We start from the raw sequence: 18,183 nt of genomic DNA, 5'->3' as shown, positions 1-18,183 counted from the left end.
CGTGCTGTCACTAGCCATTGGGACGACCCTTATCGGGTTCGCGCTTCTGGTAGTGGGTCTGATCACCGGTCAGGTAGCTTTGGCGATCGCTTGTATCGTCGTCTGCCTGATCGGTGTCGGTCTTTTGGTAGCCGACGTGCTTCGCTCAGGCCGAGCTGCCAAGGCTGGCCTGGCATCGGACAAGTCGGCAACGGATGTCCCGGCGAAGGGCGACTCGCAACCGGACCGGGAGTCGACGAATCAGAACCCGATCGTCCGACGTGATGGTCCCAAGGTAGCCGCTCTGTCGGCCGATGAGCCGATTGCCGATGTTCCGGCCTCAACTCCCAGCGTCGTGCGACGGGCTCAACCGCCGATACCCGAGGGTGACGCCGCACCGATCTCCGGGATACCGCAACCCAGTTCGCAGGCCGCGCAGCTCGCTGCTCAGACGAGCGCCCCGGCTGCCGAAGGAACGTTTACCGACTACGTGGCCGCCACCAGCGGCAAATTCGAGTCGCCGTCCACCACATCACAACCGGCAGCACCACAGCCGCGGGCCGATGACGCCGACACCGGTCCGGTGCCCCGGGTGGAATCCGCACCGGGTTTCGGGGGGTCGGGAGTTCGTTGGGAGTCCTCGATCACGCCGGCCCGGCCTCGGTATGACGAGCACGTGCGGTTGGACTCAGCGTCGTCGAATTGGTCGACGTCGGTTCCGGGGACTGGGTCAACCGGCCAGCGGTCCGATCAGCATCCTGACGGCTCGACGATGCACCCGCGTCCGTCGGTGACACGCTCACGGCACCGGGACGCCAGTGACGACTCGAATGCCGCAGTCGCATCGAATAAGCCGAAGTTCGACCCACTCGATCCCAATTGGCATCCGCCGCCGGAGTAGTGGCACACTTGTAGCAGAGTTTCATGCGCGTTGATCCGGCTATCACCGGGGAGCACTCGGAAGAAAATTCGACGCCGTAGGGTGTCGGACCAGTAGACCCGAGCGGGCGTGGCCCGTTATAGCCACTCGATTTCGGCGGTTGCGCCGGCATCGCAGAGAGGCATCGACACGATGCAAGCGGGGTGGTACCGCGCTGATCCGGAGGGATCGGCGTCCCCGTGCCAGAGATGATTTCGGCACGGAGGAAACATGAGTAGCGAACCCAGCACATCCCAGGGCGACCCGTCGCAGTCGGTCGAAGCCGGTGTCGGTCACGTATATCCGATCGTCGATATGACCGGCGGAACCGGTCGAGGTGCGCCACGTTTCCCCGACGTCGAGAAGATCGTTCTTGACTATTGGGATGACGATCAGACCTTCGCGGCCTCTATCCAGAATCGCGTAGCGAGCGGGCCGAGTGATACAGGCGCCGGGAGCGTAGCGAGCGGGCCGAGTGATACAACTGAGCCAGCCGAGGAGTTCGTCTTCTACGACGGTCCGCCGTTCGCCAATGGCCTGCCGCATTACGGCCACCTGCTCACCGGCTATGTCAAAGATCTCGTGCCGCGTTTCCAGACGATGCGCGGCAAACGTGTGGAGCGCCGATTCGGTTGGGACACACATGGTTTGCCCGCTGAGCTAGAGGCTGAGCGCCAGTTGGGGATCACCGATAAGTCGGAGATCGAGACGATGGGCGTGGAGAAGTTCAATGACTTCTGCCGCGACTCGGTGCTGCGCTACACCGGGGAATGGCGCAATTATGTGACGCGCCAGGCACGTTGGGTCGATTTCGACAATGACTATAAGACCCTCGATCTCGACTTCATGGAGTCGGTGATGTGGGCTTTCAAGGAACTGCACAACAAAGGCTTGATCTATCAGGGCTACCGCGTGCTGCCATATAGCTGGTATGAGCAGACGCCGCTAAGCAACCAAGAATCTAAGCTCGACGACGCCTACCGGATGCGCCAGGACCCGGCGGTGACGGTCCGAATGCCGCTGGTGATCGGTCCTGATTCGAATCTCGCGGCGCTAAACGGTGTGAACGCGCTCATCTGGACCACCACCCCGTGGACGCTGCCGTCGAACTTGGCGATCGCGGTGAATCCCGACGTCGAGTATGCACACGTACGTGGCAGCGACGGTCAGGAATACCTGTTGGCGAAGGCGTTGCTCGGCGCGTACGCGCGAGAACTGGGCGAGGTCGAGATCATCAGCACCTACCAGGGCGATCAGCTTGCCGACGTGCACTATCTGCCGCCATTCGATTTCTTTGTCGGACACCCGAATTCGCACCGGATTCTGTTGGCCGATTATGTAACCACCGACAGTGGCACCGGTGTCGTTCACCTCGCGCCCGCATTCGGTGAAGAGGATATGGATCTGGCCACCGCCAACGCCATCGACGTAGTGCAGCCACTGGACCCGGGCGGCAGGTTCACCTCGCAGGTGCCGCCGTACGAGGGCCTGATGGTGTTCGATGCCAACCCGGTGATCATCAAGGATCTCAAGGCATCTGGCCGTATTCTGCGCCACGAGACTATCGAGCATTCCTACCCGCATTCGTGGCGGTCGGGACAGCCGCTCATCTATATGGCGGTGCCGTCCTGGTTTGTCGCGGTGGCGCCGATCAAGGATCGGATGCTCGAACTCAACAAGCAGATCAATTGGGTGCCATCGCATATCCGCGACGGACAGTTCGGCAAATGGCTTGAGGGCGCGAGAGATTGGAATATCAGCCGTAACCGCTACTGGGGTGCGCCGATCCCGGTGTGGGTATCGGATGATCCCGACTATCCGCGGATCGACGTGTATGGGTCGCTCGACGAACTCGAACGTGACTTCGGCGTGCGGCCGACGAACTTGCACCGGCCGTATATCGATGATTTGGTGCGGCCGAATCCCGATGATCCGAGCGGTAATTCGACTATGCGGCGGGTGCCGGAGGTCCTCGACTGCTGGTTCGAATCTGGCTCGATGCCATTCGCTCAGGTGCATTACCCGTTCGAGAACCGGGACTGGTTCGACGGCGGTGCGGCTGGTGAAATCGCGCACAACCCGGGTGATTTCATCGTCGAATACAACGGGCAGACGCGTGGCTGGTTCTACAACCTGCACGTGCTCTCGACTGCGCTGTTCGATCGTCCGGCGTTCAAAAACGTTGCGGCACACGGAATTGTGTTGGGTGATGACGGACAGAAGATGTCCAAGTCCAAGCGTAACTATCCCGACGTCAACGAGGTGTTCGACCGGGACGGGTCCGACGCGATGCGCTGGTTCCTGATGGCGTCACCGATCCTGCGTGGCGGAAACTTGGTCGTGACCGAACGTGGCATCCGCGAGGGGGTGCGGCAAGCGCTGTTGCCGCTGTGGAACGCCTATAGCTTCCTTCAGCTCTACGCTGAGCGGCCCGCGGTATGGCGTACCGACTCGACGAATGTGCTCGATCGGTACATCCTCGCGAAGCTCGCCGTCACCCGCGACGAGATGACCGAGGCACTTGACGTCTACGACATCGCCGGGGCATGTGAGTCGTTCCGGCAATTCTGTGAGTCGTTGACGAATTGGTATGTGCGACGGTCGCGTTCGCGGTTCTGGGGCGGACAGGATGCCGACCCAGATGCTTTCGACACGCTGTACACCGTATTGGAAGTGGCGGCACGGTTGGCCGCTCCGCTGCTGCCTCTTGCCACCGAAGCGATGTGGCGTGGCTTGACCGGCGAGCGTTCGGTACATCTCACCGATTGGCCGTCTTCTGACGATCTGCCCGCGGACGCGGATTTGGTTGCCGCGATGGACGAGGTGCAGGCGGTGTGTTCGACGACGTCGAGCGTTCGTAAGGCCAACAAGTTGCGCGTGCGACTTCCGTTGCCGGGCTTGACAATCGCGTCGCCGACGGCAGATCGTCTTCGCTCGTACACCGACTTGATCGCCGACGAGATGAACGTGAAATCGGTGACACTGAGTGACGACGCGGACGCATTCGGTCGCGTCGAATTGTCGGTAAACGCACGGGCGGCCGGGCCGCGGTTGGGCAAGGATGTCCAGAAGGTGATCAAGGCGGTCAAGGCTGGCGACTGGTCAGTCTCGACCAGCGATGACGGAACCGAAGTGGTTACCGCTGGCGGCATCGATCTCGTCGACGGTGAGTACACGCGCAAACTTGTTGCTGCCGAGCCGGATTCGACCGCGGAGTTGCCAGGTGGCGGCGGCCTCGTGGTCCTCGACACAGCGGTTACACCGGAGTTGGAAGCCGAAGGGTGGGCCAAAGATCGCGTCCGCGAACTTCAGGACGCACGCCGGAACCTGGGCTTGGAGGTGTCCGATCGGATCGCGGTGCGATTGGTCGTTCCCGCCGAGCGCGTTGACTGGGCTCGGGCGCACGCACAGCTGATCGCGGGCGAGGTGCTGGCAACCACCTTTGACGTGGCGACCGGTGCGCCGGGATCGGTAGAACTGGGCGACGGCGTAAGTGCGGACGTGAGCAAGGTATAGATCATCTCGGATCGTCGAGTGCCGAAGTGAGCTTGCGAGCTTTGGTGTATCGAGACGCCGTGAGTCGACGTTGTTGACGTGACCGGTGGTGGTTGGGTTGGTGAGGTCGTCTTGCCACGTCTCGATACACCGCGTCTCGCAGGCTCGTCGCGGCACTCGACGATCGACGGTGGTCGGGGCGATCAGTCGGTTTGTTTGTGGGGTGCCTATCTCGGATCGTCGAGTGCCGAAGTGAGCGTGCGAGCTGGTGTATCGAGACGCCGTGAGCCGACGTTGCGGCGTAAGCCGGAGGCGCTGACGGCCAACCATCTATCCTGACGTCCCGTCAAGCCGCTGACGCAACTGTGCGTCAAAGAGCAGCGCTGGCGCGCTGAAGGTATCGGAGCCGAATCCGCCAAAGATCTCTTGGCTGACCGCGCCGATCAGCCACGTCCAGAGCGACACCGCGAAGACCAGCCCCGCGTCGTCGAGTTCGACGCCGACCTCGGCGCGCACCGCTGCCAGATCGTGGGTCAGTTCGGCGTCGACGTCGCCGGACACCGCGAGCTCGCCGACTACGGCGGCTTGGGCCAACGTGCCGATTAACGTGCGCATCACCCGCGTACCCGGCTCGACGGTGCGTTCGGCCGGGGCGTGATACCCCGGCACCGGTGAGCCGTAGAGCAATGCGAACTGTGCGGTGTTCGCGATCGACCAATCGCGAAACGCGTTGGCCAAAACGTAAACCCGTTCGCGCGGAACATCTGTCGTCTTCGACACGGCAGCGTCAACCGCGTCGCCCAACTCGCCATACGCCTCGACGACGAGTCGAGTCAGCAGCTCATCGCGACTCTCGACATATCGATAGATCGCCGACGACACCATCCCCAACTCGCGCGCGATGGCACGCAGCGACAATGCCGCCGCACCAACCGTTGCCAATTGGGTACGCCCGAGATCGAGAATCTGGGCTTCGATGGCCTGCCGTTTCGCGACGCGACTACTCATTCGCAGCATTCTGCCACAAAAGAGAGCGGTGCTCTTGCTTTGCTGCGAGGTGGCGTGCATACTCAATACGAGAGCAGTGCTCACATTTATCAGTGAAAGACACCGAGAGGAACGCAATGACCATCACCCACTACCACTCCGATACCAATCCTGTTGAGCGGCTATTCAATTCGACGGTTCGTTGGCTCGCCGACCGTGGCATTAATCTGGCCGGAGCGCAGAGTCTGACCGTCTACGGGAGAGTCAGCGGCAATGCGCAGCGCATCCCGGTTAACCCGATTTCGCACGGCGGACGCGAATATCTGGTTTCGCCGCGCGGGAACACCCAGTGGTCGCGCAACGCGCGGGTAAATCCCGGTGCGGTTCTACGACGTGGCCGTCGACAGCGCGCCGTCACCTTGGTGGAGACCCTCGACGCCGACGTCAAGACAGCGGTCATCGCCGACTATCTGCGCCGCTGGGGCTGGGAAGTAGGGCGCTTCCTGCCCGCCGGCCTCACGCCGACGTCGGAGGAATCGGTGCTACGCGCGAATCTCGACGCCTTGCCGGTATTCGAAGTGAATGGCGCCAGCGCCTCTTGAGCGAACGGTCGGAACCTATTATGGGATGGTGAATTCCGACCTGGCGCAGCGCAGTCCTCGCTGGGTTGTGCATCTGGATATGGACGCGTTCTTCGCTTCGGTCGAGGAGCTGACTCGTCCGACACTGGCTGGGCGGCCGGTTCTGGTCGGCGGGCTCGGTGGCCGTGGGGTAGTGGCAGGTGCGAGTTATGCGGCGCGGAAATTCGGCGCCCGGTCGGCGATGCCGATGCACCAAGCCCGTCGACTCGTTGGGTCGTCGGCGGTTGTCTTGCCGCCGCGCGGCTCGGTCTATCGCGTGGTCAGCGAACGCGTCTTCAGTATTGTGCGCCAAGAGATTCCGACGATCGAGATGCTGTCGTTCGACGAGGCGTTCGGCGAACCCGAGTCGTTGATCAACGCCCCCGCCGCCGATGTCGTCGCATTCGCCGAGAGGCTGCGGGCGCGGATCACCGCCGATGTCGGGCTGACCGCGTCGGTCGGCATCGGTAGTGGCAAACAGATCGCCAAGATCGCCTCCGGAATGGCCAAACCCGATGGGGTGATGGCGATTCCGCCGTCACGAGAACTGGACTTTCTGCACGCGTTGCCGGTACGCAAGTTATGGGGCATTGGTCCGGTGTCCGGGGATCGGTTGGCGCGGTTGGGAATCGATACCATCGGTGACCTTGCCGCGATGTCGCCGGTGGAGGTGTCGTCGGTACTCGGTGGGACCATCGGACCCGCATTGCACCGGCTTGCGCAGGGAATCGACGACCGCCCGGTCGCCGAACGTGCGTCGGCCAAACAGATAAGTTCGGAAACCACACTGGCGCAAGACATTATCGACCTACCCACGCTCCGCCGGGAGATCACGAAAATTGCCGGCGATGCCCATCGGCGGCTGATCTCCGACGGTCGCGGCGCGCGGACCATCGTTCTCAAACTGAAGAAGTCCGACATGTCGATTCTCACGCGGTCGGCGACGCTGCCTGGTTCATCGATTGATGTCGGAGTGCTGACCGCTGCCGCACAGCGGTTGGCGCTCGATCCGATGGAAATCGGTCCGATTCGACTAGTCGGCGTCGGATACTCCGGACTTACCGCGGTGGAACAGTTCTCGCTTGATTTCGACACGGCGAACGGTGTGTCAGAGGCCGATGGTGGCACCGCAACCATCGAACAGGTGGCGTCAGAACATGCCGACTCGGTAGACGAAGCGACAGCTGACGCCGAACGTGTTGCGTCACAAGAACTGTGGCCCACCGGTCTCGACGTTGTCCATGATGACTACGGACATGGTTGGGTGCAGGGCAGCGGGCACGGCGTGGTGACCGTTCGCTTCGAAACTCGGTCGAGCGGTCCTGGCCGAGCGGTAACGTTCCGGCTGCCCATCGACGAACTGCGCCGGGCAGATCCGTTGGATTGTCTGGACTGGTGACCGGCTAGTCCGTCGGACCCGAAGCGGCGAAGAACGTGGCGATCTCGGCATGGTCGGCACCGGCGGATAGCAACGCCACCAACGCCATTCGGGCCTGGGGCGCACGCAGCCAGCTCGACACAAGTGCGCCGGCATCGACCAGGTCTACCGCACCACCGCCTCCGCCGTAAGTCGCGGTCACTTCGCCGTAGGGGACTCTGGTGCTAACGACCACGGCGAGGCCAGCCGCGGTTGCCTGCGCCACCTGCGCGGTGATGTCGGGATGAGTGTTGCCGGAACCGTTGGCGGACAACACAATTCCGGCGACGCCCGACCCGAGCGCCCCGGCGACAAGTGCCGGACTCACTCCTGGGTATAACGACAACAGGTCAACCCGGGAGGCTGCGCCCGAAGCTGGGCGGGGAACCGACGGCCTGCCCAGTCCTGGATGCACGACATCGAATGCGCGCACATCCGTCGTACTTATTTTGAATAGCCCACGCGCGGGCCACACCGTGCCGCCCATCGCGACCAATACGCCGCGTCCCCGCGCGGAAGGATCTGCCGCACAAGACAATGCGGCGGACAGATTGGCCGGACCGTCAGGTTCTGGCGCGTCGTCGGTGAACTGCGCTCCGGTGAAGATCACCGGGCTAGGGGAGTCCAGGCCAGCGAGATATAGGTCGACGAGAAAGGTGATTTCCTCCATCGTGTCGGTCCCGTGCGTGACGACGACTCCTCGTACTGATTCGTCGGTTAACGCGGTCAGTACGGCCTCGGCGATGCGGAATTGATCATCGACGCTCATCGCCGACGAATCCTTAGACATTAGGTCGACCACACGTAGTGGCAGGTCGCCATTACCTGCTGCTCGAGTCATCAATTCGGCGCCGCCGAGCCGGGGTACCGCGCCCTTCGAAGTCTGTCGGGTCGCGACGGTGCCCCCGGTGGTAATCACGACGAGGTGTTCGGCACGGTCTGTCGAAGGCATGCGCAACAGCGTGGCGGGGCGCAATGCTTAACGTCAAGCGTTGGTGCTCTCAGGAACATTTGGCATAGTGGTAGCTCGTGTCCGCACGGTAAGAAGTGCGAAATGCCACCTTCGATACGACAGTTAGGGAATGACCTTGAGGTTTGCGAAGTTTGTCGCCGCAGCGGCGGTCCTTGGTGCGGCTGCCACGCTGACAGCATGTGGCACTGATGATGAAGCGCCGATCGTTCCGACCGCGCCTAGCTCGTCGTCGGCCGCCGAGTCGTCGACGGCCAGCGCCGACGGCATTACCGGAGTCACGGACCCCAACAAACGCCCGACCGTCGCGGTGCTCAACAAGATGCTTGATAAGGCGCTCGACGCCGATGCCCCGGCCAGCGAGAAGACGCTTCTGGTGCAGGGCTCGGAGAAGGACCCGCAGGTCTTCACCAAGCTGGACAAGGCACTCAAGGACAACCCGGGTGTCACCTACAAGATCTTCCCCCCGGTTATCCCTGCCGGCCCGAAGAAGGCCAACGTCAAGGTGCAGGTCAAACTGCCGGGGGAGGTGCCTACCAAGCTTGAGGCGAGCATCGTCTTCGACGACGGTCGCTGGAAGCTAGCTAACAGCACTGTCTGCCCACTGCTGTCGGCCAATAACGTGAAGTCGGCCATGTGCCCGACCGCGGCCAAGCCGAGCAAGTGATCGCAGTGTCCTAGTTACGCCGCAAAAAAAATGCCCCCTAACGAGGCGGGACGCCTATATGGCGCCTGCCAACGTTAGGGGGTTTTTGCGGTCTATGGGCTGCGGTAGGTCACGGTGAAACCCATTCCTTGCAGCAGTGGAGCACCGTTGCCGACGAGTTCGCGTGCGCCCGTCATCGTGATCGATCCCGACGACGGAAGGGCGCGATGCAGATCCATCGTGATCGTGCCTTTCCCGGTCATCGTGTAGCGCTTGATGCGCAATGTCTGGTTGGTGCCGGGCACCGCGAATACGTCGTTGACCGGCGTTTCGTCGACGGTTACGTCCAACACGACCACGTCATCTTTGCGGGAGCGCAACGTCGCCTCGATGGTCTGGGTGGTGGTCGCCGCCCCGGTGATCGTCCGCGTCGATTTCCACACTGCGCCTACGCCGACCGGAACCTGTGCCAGTCGGATCGAATGCTGCAACGCCTGAACCAGTGCCTGTTCGACGGCGGAGCGGGCCTGCGACGACGCGGCGTCGGGTGGCGCGATCCGTAACGAGATCGGTGCGCTACCCGGCCCGATACTCATCCCGGCCAGGGAATTGCGTTCGGCTTTGAGGTCGTCGGCGAGCACAACGTCGGGTGAGGTCACTTCGCCGAGCGTCATCTCCACGTTGGTGGGATCGTCGCAGCCGATACGCGCGGTGATCGGCATGGTCACCGTCTGTTCGGTCCGGCCGCTGGCACGTTCTTCGGTCGAGGTGGTGGTGATCGTAACCTGTTGTGCGGCAGTGGTATTCGGTGACGCGGCGAGAAGTTCACGCGGCTGGCCCCCAAGGTTGCTGACCCCGACCGATGCCGGTGTAATCGGCAGCAGGTTCACGCCCTTGGCACCCGACGTCGATTCGGTCGCACAGGGACCCGTATTCGAAACCAGTGCGGGCGCGGGTTCGGAATCTTTGCTGCCGCATGCGCTCAACGCGGTGGTCAGGGCAAGGGCACAACACATTCCGCGTACGGCGGTGCGTGCACCGGAGTGAGGAGACGACACGCCCGACAGCCTATCGAGGGCACCCTGACAATTCCCTGTGCGTCGTACATTTTTGTTCGCCGTCCGCGCCGGCGCGGGGCAGCCCGCAGACGCCCGGCGGTAAGCGTGGATGATAGAGGGGTGCCAGACATTCCCTCGACAGACTCCGCGCAGCCGTCGTCGCAACGGCGGGCGCGGGTCACCCTCACGTTGCTACTGATCGCGGTGGTGGTACTCGCGGTGGATATCGCCACGAAATCCCTAGCCGTGGCCCACATTGACCCGGCCGACCCGATTTCGATCATCGGGGACACGGTCACTTTGACGCTGTTGCGCAACAGTGGCGCCGCATTCTCGATGGCGACCGGGTACACCTGGGTGCTGACGATTATCGCGCTCGTGGTGGTCGTCGTGATCGTCAGATTCTCCGCCCGACTGCGGTCGGGGTGGTGGATGCTGGGGCTCGGTTTGGTCCTGGGTGGTGCGCTGGGCAATCTGGTCGACCGGATTTTCCGTTCACCCGGACCATTGCGCGGCTACGTCGTCGACTTTGTGTCGGTCGGCTGGTGGCCGGTATTCAACGTGGCCGATTCGGCCGTCGTCTGCGGCGCGGTCCTGCTGGTGGTGTTAACCATCATCGGCATCGAATTCGACGGCACCCGCACGGGCTGGGCGGCGCGCGATGCTGGTCGATCCGACGACGAAGTCGAACCTCAGCCTACTTCAGATCCAGAAAAGCCAAGCGCCACTGATGAACTCGAAGATTCCGTCGAGTCAGATGGGTCTGCGCCCGCTGGGCTCGACGACGCGGATCGGGAGTCCAAGGATGCGTGACTCGCGGGCCATGCCGGTGCCCGACGGCGTCGCGGGGATGCGGGTCGACGCCGGTGCTGCCCGGATTCTGGGACTGTCGCGCACCGTGACCGCGGCGCTCGCTGAGGCGGGCGACATCACCGTCGACGGGGTGACCGTCGGCAAGTCGCACAAACTCATCGCCGGGTCGTGGCTCGACGTCGTGCTGCCCGAACCCGATGAGCCCCTGCGTATCGAGCCGACGCCGGTGGACGATCTGGAAGTCATCTACCACGACTCCGACATCGTCGTCGTCGACAAGCCGGTCGGCGTCGCGGCCCATCCGTCGGTTGGCTGGACCGGTCCGACGGTTATCGGCGCCTTGGCCGCCGCCGGTTTTCGGATCTCGACGTCGGGGGCGCATGAGCGGCAGGGAATTGTGCACCGACTCGATGCCGGAACGTCGGGGGTGATGGTCGTCGCGGCGTCGGAGCGGGCGTACACATTGCTTAAACGGGCGTTTAAACAGCGCACCGTCGACAAGCGGTACCACGCGCTGGTGCAGGGGCATCTCGATCCGCCGAGCGGCACGATCGACGCGGCCATCGGCCGACATCCGGGCAATGACTGGCGATTCGCGGTCACCGCGAACGGTAAACCCAGCGTCACCCACTACGACACGCTTGAGATGTTCGCGTCAGCATCGCTGCTCGACGTACATCTGGAGACCGGCCGGACCCACCAGATCCGCGTCCATTTCTCCGCCCTGCACCACCCGTGCTGCGGTGACCCGACTTACGGCGCGGACCCGGTTCTGGCTGCCCGGCTGGGACTCGACCGGCAGTGGTTGCATGCGCGCGCGCTGTCGTTCGCGCATCCCGCCGATGGCCGCGAGGTGACCTACACCAGCGAATATCCGGCCGACCTGCAACACGCGCTGGATCTGCTCCGCGACGGTTGAGCCCCATCCCACGTGCCGCGTCCCGGGAAAATCGTCCGAATAGTGGGTCACCGAGGGCATATTGCCCTCGGTGACCCACTATTCGGACGATTTTCAACTGAGGGACGGTAACCACACCTGTCTCATTGGTCACCCCTCGGCGCGCTGTGGACGGAAGTGTCGTACGTCCCCTCTAGAGTGGTGTAGCTAGTGCAGGGTGTGAAATCGGTGAGAGGTTAACCAGTGTCTGACTCGTCTGATACCGGAGCATTCGTACACCTGCACAACCACACTGAGTATTCGATGCTGGACGGCGCGGCCAAGGTCGCACCACTGTTCGCCGAGGCCAAGCGACTCGGCATGACGTCGATCGGTATGACCGACCACGGCAACATGTTTGGCGCCAGCGAGTTCTACAACGTCGCCCGCAAACACGACATCAAACCCATCATCGGCATCGAGGCGTATATCGCGCCGGAGTCGCGCTTCAACACCAAGCGCGTGCTCTGGGGTAATCGCGACCAGAAGTCCGACGACGTCTCCGGTAGCGGTGCGTATACGCATATGACGATGGTCGCCGAAAATGCGACCGGGCTACGCAACCTTTTCAAACTGTCGTCACTGGCATCGATAGAAGGTCAACTCGGCAAATGGTCCCGCATGGACGCCGAGATCATCGCTCAGCACGCCGAAGGCATCATCGCGACGACGGGCTGCCCGTCCGGCGAAGTGCAGACCCGCCTACGGCTCGGGCACGAGGAAGAAGCCCTCGCCGCGGCTGCCAAATGGCAGGACATCTTCGGCAAGGACAACTTCTATCTCGAACTGATGGAGCATGGCCTCGAGATCGAGTCCCGGGTCCGCCAGGGCCTGCTGGAGATCGGCCGCAAACTCGGCATCAAGCCACTCGTCACCAACGACTGCCACTACGTCACCCGCGAACACGCCTCCAGCCACGAAGCGCTGCTGTGTGTGCAAACCGGCAAAACCCTTTCTGACCCAACACGTTTCAAATTCGACGGCGACGGTTACTACCTCAAATCAGCGGTCGAGATGCGCGAACTGTGGGACCGCGAGGTGCCCGGTGCGTGCGACAACACGTTGGAAATTGGTGAGCGTGTCGAGTCCTACGAAGAGGTTTTCACCCACCGCGACCGGATGCCGGTCTTCCCGGTCCCCGAACCGGAGACGCAGCAGACCTTCCTGCGCAAGGAGGTCCTGGCTGGACTAGCCGATCGATTCGCACCCGAACCGGTTCCCGAGGAGTACTCGGCACGCGCGAATTACGAACTCGACGTCATCATTCAGATGGGCTTCCCGGCGTACTTCCTCGTTGTCGCCGACCTCATCCGCCACGCGCACGACGTCGGCATCCGAGTCGGCCCCGGACGTGGTTCGGCAGCGGGATCCCTCGTCGCCTGGTCACTCGGCATCACCAACATCGACCCGATTCCGCACGGACTGCTGTTCGAGCGATTCCTCAATCCCGAGCGCGTATCGATGCCCGATATCGATATCGACTTCGATGATCGCCGTCGCGGCGAGATGGTCCGTTACGCCAGCGACAAATGGGGTAGCGACAAGGTCGCGCAGGTCATCACCTTCGGAACTATTAAAACCAAAGCGGCACTGAAGGATTCGGCCCGAGTTCAGTTCGGTCAGCCGGGTTTCGCGATTGCCGACCGGATCACCAAGGCACTGCCGCCGCCGATCATGGCCAAGGACATCTCCGTGTCGGGTATCACCGATACCAGCCATGAGCGCTACGGCGAAGCCGCCGAAGTACGCACGCTGATCGAGACCGATCCCGACGTCAAGCGCATCTACGACACCGCGCTCGGCCTGGAGGGGCTGATCCGCAACGCCGGTGTCCACGCGTGTGCGGTCATCATGTCGAGCGAGCCGCTGACCGATGCCATCCCCGTGTGGAAACGTGCCCAGGACGGCGCCATCATCACCGGCTGGGATTACCCGTCCTGCGAGGCCATCGGCCTGCTGAAGATGGACTTCCTGGGGCTGCGCAACCTCACCGTCATCAATGACGCGCTGGAGAATATTCGGCTCAACCGCGGCCTCGAAATCGACATGGACGCGCTGCCCATCGATGACGAGACGACCTACGAGATGCTGGCCCGCGGTCAGACCCTCGGCGTCTTCCAGCTCGACGGCGGGCCGATGCGCGAACTGCTCAAGCGTATGCAACCGACCAAATTCGAGGACATCGTCGCCGTCGGTGCGCTGTACCGGCCCGGCCCGATGGGCATGAACGCGCATAACGATTACGCCGACCGGAAGAACAACCGTCAGCAAGTCAAGCCGATTCACCCCGAACTCGAAGAGCCGCTTCGCGAAATCCTCGGTGACACATTCGGTTTGATCGTCTACCAAGAGCAGATCATGCAGATCGCGCAGAAGGTCGCCGGCTACTCGCTCGGCCAAGCCGACTTGCTGCGTCGCGCGATGGGTAAGAAGAAGAAAGAAATCCTCGATGACGCGTACGAGGGTTTCCAGAAGGGAATGCTCGACAACGGCTACTCGCAGGCCGCGATTACCGCGCTATGGGACACCATTCTCCCGTTCGCCGGCTATGCGTTCAACAAGTCTCACGCCGCCGCGTACGGTCTCGTGTCTTATTGGACCGCCTACCTCAAGGCGAACTACCCGGCCGAGTATATGGCCGGCCTGTTGACCTCGGTCGGCGACGACAAGGACAAAGCCGCGATCTACCTGGCCGACTGCCGCAAGATGGGGATTACCGTCCTACCGCCCGACGTCAACGAGTCGCAGAACAACTTCGCCGCCGTCGGCAGCGATATTCGCTTCGGCCTCGCCGCGGTGCGCAACGTCGGCACGGGTGTGGTGTCGTCGATCATCGCCGCCCGAGAGGAAAAGGGGAAGTTCACCAACTTCTCCGACTACCTGGGCAAAATCGATGTCACCGCCTGCAACAAGAAGGTCACCGAGTCGCTGATCAAAGCCGGTGCGTTCGACTCACTGTCGCATCCCCGCAAGGGCCTATTCCTCGTCCATGCCGAATCGGTCGAATCGGTTCTGGGCACCAAGAAGGCGGAGGCGATCGGGCAATTCGATCTATTCGGTGACATCGGCGGCGGTGCGGATGACTCGCTTGCCGATGTGTTCGCGGTGAAGATTCCCGACGAGGAATGGGATTCCAAACACAAACTGGCGCTCGAACGAGAGATGTTGGGCCTCTACGTTTCCGGCCATCCGCTCGGCGGTCTTGAGCAGGCGATTGCGGCTCAGACGGACACGTCAATCACCTCACTGCTTGAGGGCGACGTCGCTGACGGGGCGCAGATCACCATCGGCGGCATTATTTCCGCAGTCGCCCGGCGGGTGAACAAGAAGGGTGAACCCTACGCGGTCGTTACCCTCGAAGACCTCGTCGGTGGCGTGGAAGTGTATTTCTTCCCGCGCTCCTTCTCGGCCTTCGGCATGGATATCGTCGCCGATAACATCGTACTGGTGAAGGCGCGCGTCAACATGCGCGACGACTCCATGATGATCAGCGCCAACGACCTCGCCGTCCCTGATCTTGCCCACGTCGGCAAAGACAAGCCCATCAGCCTCACCCTGTCCGCCCGCCTGTGTACCCCCGACCGGGTCGGTGCGCTTAAACAGGTCCTGCGACGGCACCCCGGTAGCGCCGACGTCCACGTGACCCTGGTCAGCGAGCGAAAGTCGACCGTGCTGCGGCTGACCGAATCGCTGCGAGTCACACCGAGCTCGGCGTTGATGGGGGATCTGAAAGCCCTATTGGGCCCCACTTGTATGGGTGGATAGATCTTTCGTCGGCGTGTGACATCTGCTGGTCGAGTGCCGAGGACCGTTAGCGACGAGGTGTATCGAGACTGGGTGACTCGCGGTTGCTGGGTTCGTGCTTTTGTCTTGCGCGGTCTCGATACACCAGCCGCCTCGCAAGCTCGCCGGCCGGCACTCGACCATCGGGGTGGGCCGGCACTCGACCTTCGGGGTGGACCAGCACTCGACCCGTCGGGGTGGGCCAGCACTCGACCATCAGGGGTGGGCCGGCACTCGACCATCGATTCGTTCGGGGTCACCACGCCGAGAGTTCGGGGGGCCGAAAACTTTAGTGGGTCCTCTGCTAAACTGTGGTCACCGCACAGCCTTAGGAGAGTGTTCGACGATGGTGACTCTGGTTCCGACCCAGTCTCAGCGCACTCGCGTTAGCGTCCCTTCGGTTTCTCTTGCCGGCGTCGCTTGGCCCTATGACAAGATCGCACTCGTCGTCGCGGCAGTTGCCGCGATCATTGCGACGCTTCTCGTTACCGGATCTGGCGAGGTCGCCAGCTGGGTTGGCTTACTCGTCGGCATCGGTGCTTTCGTCGCGACCCGCATGCACTACGGCGCCGCGGTTACCGCTCGCGAATCGTAGCCACCGGGAATCTCGTAGATCCGACCGTCGAAGCCGGCTCGATAGAGGTGTCCGGCGGAGAATCCTTGCTTGCCCTGACCGTAGCTCACGACGCTGCTCAGCGGTAGCCCCGACGCCAGCGTGCAGTAACGTCCGGGTGAGGTGACTCGGATAATGCGTCCACCGGTATTGAGCGGCACGATGGGCCGATCACGTGAATCGAGAGTAAGGCCGTCAGGTGCCGACGTCGCGTCGCCGCCGCCGAACGTGACCAACGATTGCACGAACCGGGGATTGCTCGTCGAAATGCGGCTTACCCCAGGATTGGCGAAAGTCCTTGACACGTAAAGGAATCGGTCGCCGCGTCCCAGTACCGCGCCATTCGCACTCGGCAGTGACCCCCACGCCCCGCGTACCGCACCGTTCGGATACACCTTGCCGATCAGATTGCCGAAGTCGTTGGTGGCGTACACGATCCCATTGCGGGCGGTCGCCATCCCGTTGGCTGCGGACAGCCCGGTAACCCACGGTCGTAGTGCGCCGGTGCGGATATTCAATCGCGCGATCGAGGCGTGCCGCAATGAATCGCCGACGATGACTCGTGCGTCGGCACCGTACCCGACCAACAGTGTGCCGTCCGGTGTCCAGGTCAATGCACCCGCGCCGGAGCCGCCGGGAACTCGGGCGATTGGGACAGCCCGCCCTCCTGGACGGCTAATACGAAACACGTTGCCCGACAACAGGTCCGTCGTGTAGAGGCGACCGGCTTTATCGACGGTCAAACCTTCCAGCGCCGCACCCGGCACCACGCCGACCAAGCGCGCGGGCTGTCCGGCTCCGGCGCACACGGCAGCACTCGCACTCGGGGAGAACCCCGTGGTCAGGGCGAGTGCGCTGCCCAATGCGGCAGCGCTAGCGGTGAGTAATCGTAGTGTTCGAGTGACGCGCATGGTGCCTCCGAAAGCCGGTCAGTGTGCGGACGTGGCATGACTTGGGTCACCCTACGCTTGCAACGTGCGCGATGTACATAGGACGGCAGGTTCGCCCGCTTGTACTCGTGAGCGGTGCAGATGAGACGATTACAGAGTGAATCACGCGCAAACGACGACGTCAGAACAGGCAAGCGGACAGGCCGGAGAACCGATCTCGATTGACGAGATCATCGCCGCCGGCGCCCGTATCGCTGACGCCGTCACGCGTACCCCGCTGGAATTCTCGCCCCGACTGTCCGAACGTGTTGGCGCACAGGTGTATTTGAAGCGCGAAGACCTACAGTCGGTGCGCTCCTACAAGATTCGTGGCGCATACAATGTGATGGCTCAACTCACCGACGCTGAACGTCGCCACGGCGTGGTCGCGGCGAGTGCGGGAAACCATGCGCAAGGTGTGGCATTCGCGTGCCGCGCGATGGGAATCCGCGGCCGGATCTTTGTGCCGACTACCACCCCCAAGCAAAAATGCGACCGAATCCGTTGGCACGGCGGCGAATTCGTCGAACTGATCCGAGTAGGGGAGACTTTCGATGCGGCCGCGGCGGCGGCTCAGGCCGACGTTCTGGCAACCGGCGCAACCTGGATCCACGCCTTCGACGACCGACGCACCATCGCCGGTCAGGGAACCATCGCCGTCGAAATTGTCGAACAGCTCGGCAAAGTGCCCGACCTGATGATCAGTCCGGTCGGCGGGGGTGGGTGTCTGACCGGGACTACGGCCTATCTGCGACAGTCTGACGCGAACGTCCGAGTTGTCGGCGTGGAACCGACCGGCGCGGTTTCCCTCGCGGCTGCGCTCGTCGCCGGACATCCGGTCACGCTCGACACGATCGACTCGTTCGTCGACGGCGCGGCGGTAAAGCGAATCGGTACGATCTGCGCCGCGCAAATGGCTGCCGCCCACGCCAGCGTGGCTCCCCATCCGGTATACGACGATCAGCAAGCACCCGCGACCGAGATCCGCGTGGTCGGACCCACCCCCGGTGGCGTGCA

The 18,183-nt window shown here is 62.8% G+C and carries 14 protein-coding genes; 10 read left to right on the top strand and 4 right to left on the bottom strand.

Annotated elements, in window-relative coordinates:
• Position 1: 1 nt before the first annotated feature.
• Together GOEFS_RS22540 and ileS are read left to right on the top strand one after the other, a co-directional pair.
• The gene (locus GOEFS_RS22540; RefSeq protein WP_007318660.1) at positions 2–880 is read left to right on the top strand and encodes a hypothetical protein; all 879 of its coding nucleotides are present in this window, start codon (positions 2–4) and stop codon (positions 878–880) included.
• A gap of 249 nt (positions 881–1,129) precedes the next feature.
• Positions 1,130–4,414 (top strand): isoleucine--tRNA ligase, encoded by a 3,285-nt coding sequence (gene ileS / locus GOEFS_RS14400; protein ID WP_007318659.1) that lies wholly within the window; start codon positions 1,130–1,132, stop codon positions 4,412–4,414.
• 309 nt (positions 4,415–4,723) lie between these two features.
• On the opposite strand, the gene GOEFS_RS14390 is transcribed toward ileS, so the two are convergent.
• Positions 4,724–5,401, bottom strand: a complete 678-nt coding sequence (locus GOEFS_RS14390; RefSeq protein ID WP_007318658.1) for a TetR/AcrR family transcriptional regulator — start codon at positions 5,399–5,401, stop codon at positions 4,724–4,726.
• A gap of 116 nt (positions 5,402–5,517) precedes the next feature.
• On the opposite strand from GOEFS_RS14390, the gene GOEFS_RS14385 reads away from it, so the two are divergent.
• Both GOEFS_RS14385 and GOEFS_RS14380 read left to right on the top strand, forming a co-directional pair.
• Positions 5,518–5,982 carry a nitroreductase/quinone reductase family protein gene (locus tag GOEFS_RS14385; protein WP_007318657.1) on the top strand — a complete coding sequence of 155 codons (465 nt, stop codon included), beginning with the start codon at positions 5,518–5,520 and terminating at the stop codon, positions 5,980–5,982.
• A 25-nt stretch (positions 5,983–6,007) separates the two neighbouring features.
• Positions 6,008–7,399, top strand: a complete 1,392-nt coding sequence (locus GOEFS_RS14380) for a DNA polymerase IV (RefSeq protein ID WP_007318656.1) — start codon at positions 6,008–6,010, stop codon at positions 7,397–7,399.
• 4 nt (positions 7,400–7,403) lie between these two features.
• Here GOEFS_RS14380 and GOEFS_RS14375 read toward each other — a convergent pair whose 3' ends face one another.
• Positions 7,404–8,369 (bottom strand): asparaginase, encoded by a 966-nt coding sequence (locus GOEFS_RS14375; protein WP_040525194.1) that lies wholly within the window; start codon positions 8,367–8,369, stop codon positions 7,404–7,406.
• Between the two features lie 136 nt (positions 8,370–8,505).
• Here GOEFS_RS14375 and GOEFS_RS14370 point away from each other — a divergent pair, with 136 nt between their 5' ends.
• Positions 8,506–9,054 carry a WKL family lipoprotein gene (locus GOEFS_RS14370; RefSeq protein WP_040525204.1) on the top strand — a complete coding sequence of 183 codons (549 nt, stop codon included), beginning with the start codon at positions 8,506–8,508 and terminating at the stop codon, positions 9,052–9,054.
• Positions 9,055–9,146: 92 nt separating this feature from the next.
• Here GOEFS_RS14370 and GOEFS_RS14365 read toward each other — a convergent pair whose 3' ends face one another.
• Positions 9,147–10,091 (bottom strand): hypothetical protein, encoded by a 945-nt coding sequence (locus GOEFS_RS14365; protein ID WP_007318653.1) that lies wholly within the window; start codon positions 10,089–10,091, stop codon positions 9,147–9,149.
• Between the two features lie 129 nt (positions 10,092–10,220).
• Between GOEFS_RS14365 and lspA the strand changes: the two genes are divergently transcribed.
• The 4 genes from lspA to GOEFS_RS14345 all read left to right on the top strand — a co-directional run bounded on the left by lspA (position 10,221) and on the right by GOEFS_RS14345 (position 16,219).
• Positions 10,221–10,904: a signal peptidase II gene (gene lspA, locus GOEFS_RS14360; protein WP_245549861.1), complete on the top strand. Its 684-nt coding sequence runs from the start codon at positions 10,221–10,223 to the stop codon at positions 10,902–10,904.
• Positions 10,897–11,823 (top strand): RluA family pseudouridine synthase, encoded by a 927-nt coding sequence (locus GOEFS_RS14355; protein WP_007318651.1) that lies wholly within the window; start codon positions 10,897–10,899, stop codon positions 11,821–11,823. Before lspA ends, GOEFS_RS14355 begins: the two co-directional genes overlap by 8 nt.
• Positions 11,824–12,045: 222 nt before the next feature.
• On the top strand, positions 12,046–15,606 hold the full coding sequence (gene dnaE / locus GOEFS_RS14350) for a DNA polymerase III subunit alpha (RefSeq protein WP_007318650.1): 3,561 nt from the start codon (positions 12,046–12,048) through the stop codon (positions 15,604–15,606).
• A gap of 364 nt (positions 15,607–15,970) precedes the next feature.
• Positions 15,971–16,219: a hypothetical protein gene (locus GOEFS_RS14345; protein WP_007318649.1), complete on the top strand. Its 249-nt coding sequence runs from the start codon at positions 15,971–15,973 to the stop codon at positions 16,217–16,219.
• On the opposite strand, the gene GOEFS_RS14340 is transcribed toward GOEFS_RS14345, so the two are convergent.
• Positions 16,186–17,148 (bottom strand): SMP-30/gluconolactonase/LRE family protein, encoded by a 963-nt coding sequence (locus tag GOEFS_RS14340; protein ID WP_007318648.1) that lies wholly within the window; start codon positions 17,146–17,148, stop codon positions 16,186–16,188. The genes GOEFS_RS14345 and GOEFS_RS14340 overlap by 34 nt on opposite strands.
• A 136-nt stretch (positions 17,149–17,284) precedes the next feature.
• Here GOEFS_RS14340 and GOEFS_RS14335 point away from each other — a divergent pair.
• Positions 17,285–18,183 (top strand): pyridoxal-phosphate dependent enzyme (locus tag GOEFS_RS14335; protein WP_007318647.1); only part of this gene is annotated, 899 nt, incomplete at its 3' end.

The sequence above is a fragment of the Gordonia effusa NBRC 100432 genome, from assembly GCF_000241305.1.
GTDB classification, from domain to species: domain Bacteria; phylum Actinomycetota; class Actinomycetes; order Mycobacteriales; family Mycobacteriaceae; genus Gordonia; species Gordonia effusa.
The sequence above is the reverse complement of the archived record's forward strand: the minus strand, read 5'-3'. Positions and strand labels throughout refer to the sequence as shown.

Coding starts and splice junctions, on each gene's coding strand:
- GOEFS_RS14380 (WP_007318656.1), top strand. CDS start 6,008: ATGGTGAATTCCGACCTGGCGCAGCGCAGTCCTCGCTGGGTTGTGCAT.
- GOEFS_RS14390 (WP_007318658.1), bottom strand. CDS start 5,401: ATGAGTAGTCGCGTCGCGAAACGGCAGGCCATCGAAGCCCAGATTCTC.
- ileS (WP_007318659.1), top strand. CDS start 1,130: ATGAGTAGCGAACCCAGCACATCCCAGGGCGACCCGTCGCAGTCGGTC.
- GOEFS_RS14385 (WP_007318657.1), top strand. CDS start 5,518: ATGACCATCACCCACTACCACTCCGATACCAATCCTGTTGAGCGGCTA.
- GOEFS_RS14345 (WP_007318649.1), top strand. CDS start 15,971: ATGGTGACTCTGGTTCCGACCCAGTCTCAGCGCACTCGCGTTAGCGTC.
- GOEFS_RS14355 (WP_007318651.1), top strand. CDS start 10,897: ATGCGTGACTCGCGGGCCATGCCGGTGCCCGACGGCGTCGCGGGGATG.
- GOEFS_RS14340 (WP_007318648.1), bottom strand. CDS start 17,148: ATGCGCGTCACTCGAACACTACGATTACTCACCGCTAGCGCTGCCGCA.
- GOEFS_RS14375 (WP_040525194.1), bottom strand. CDS start 8,369: ATGCCTTCGACAGACCGTGCCGAACACCTCGTCGTGATTACCACCGGG.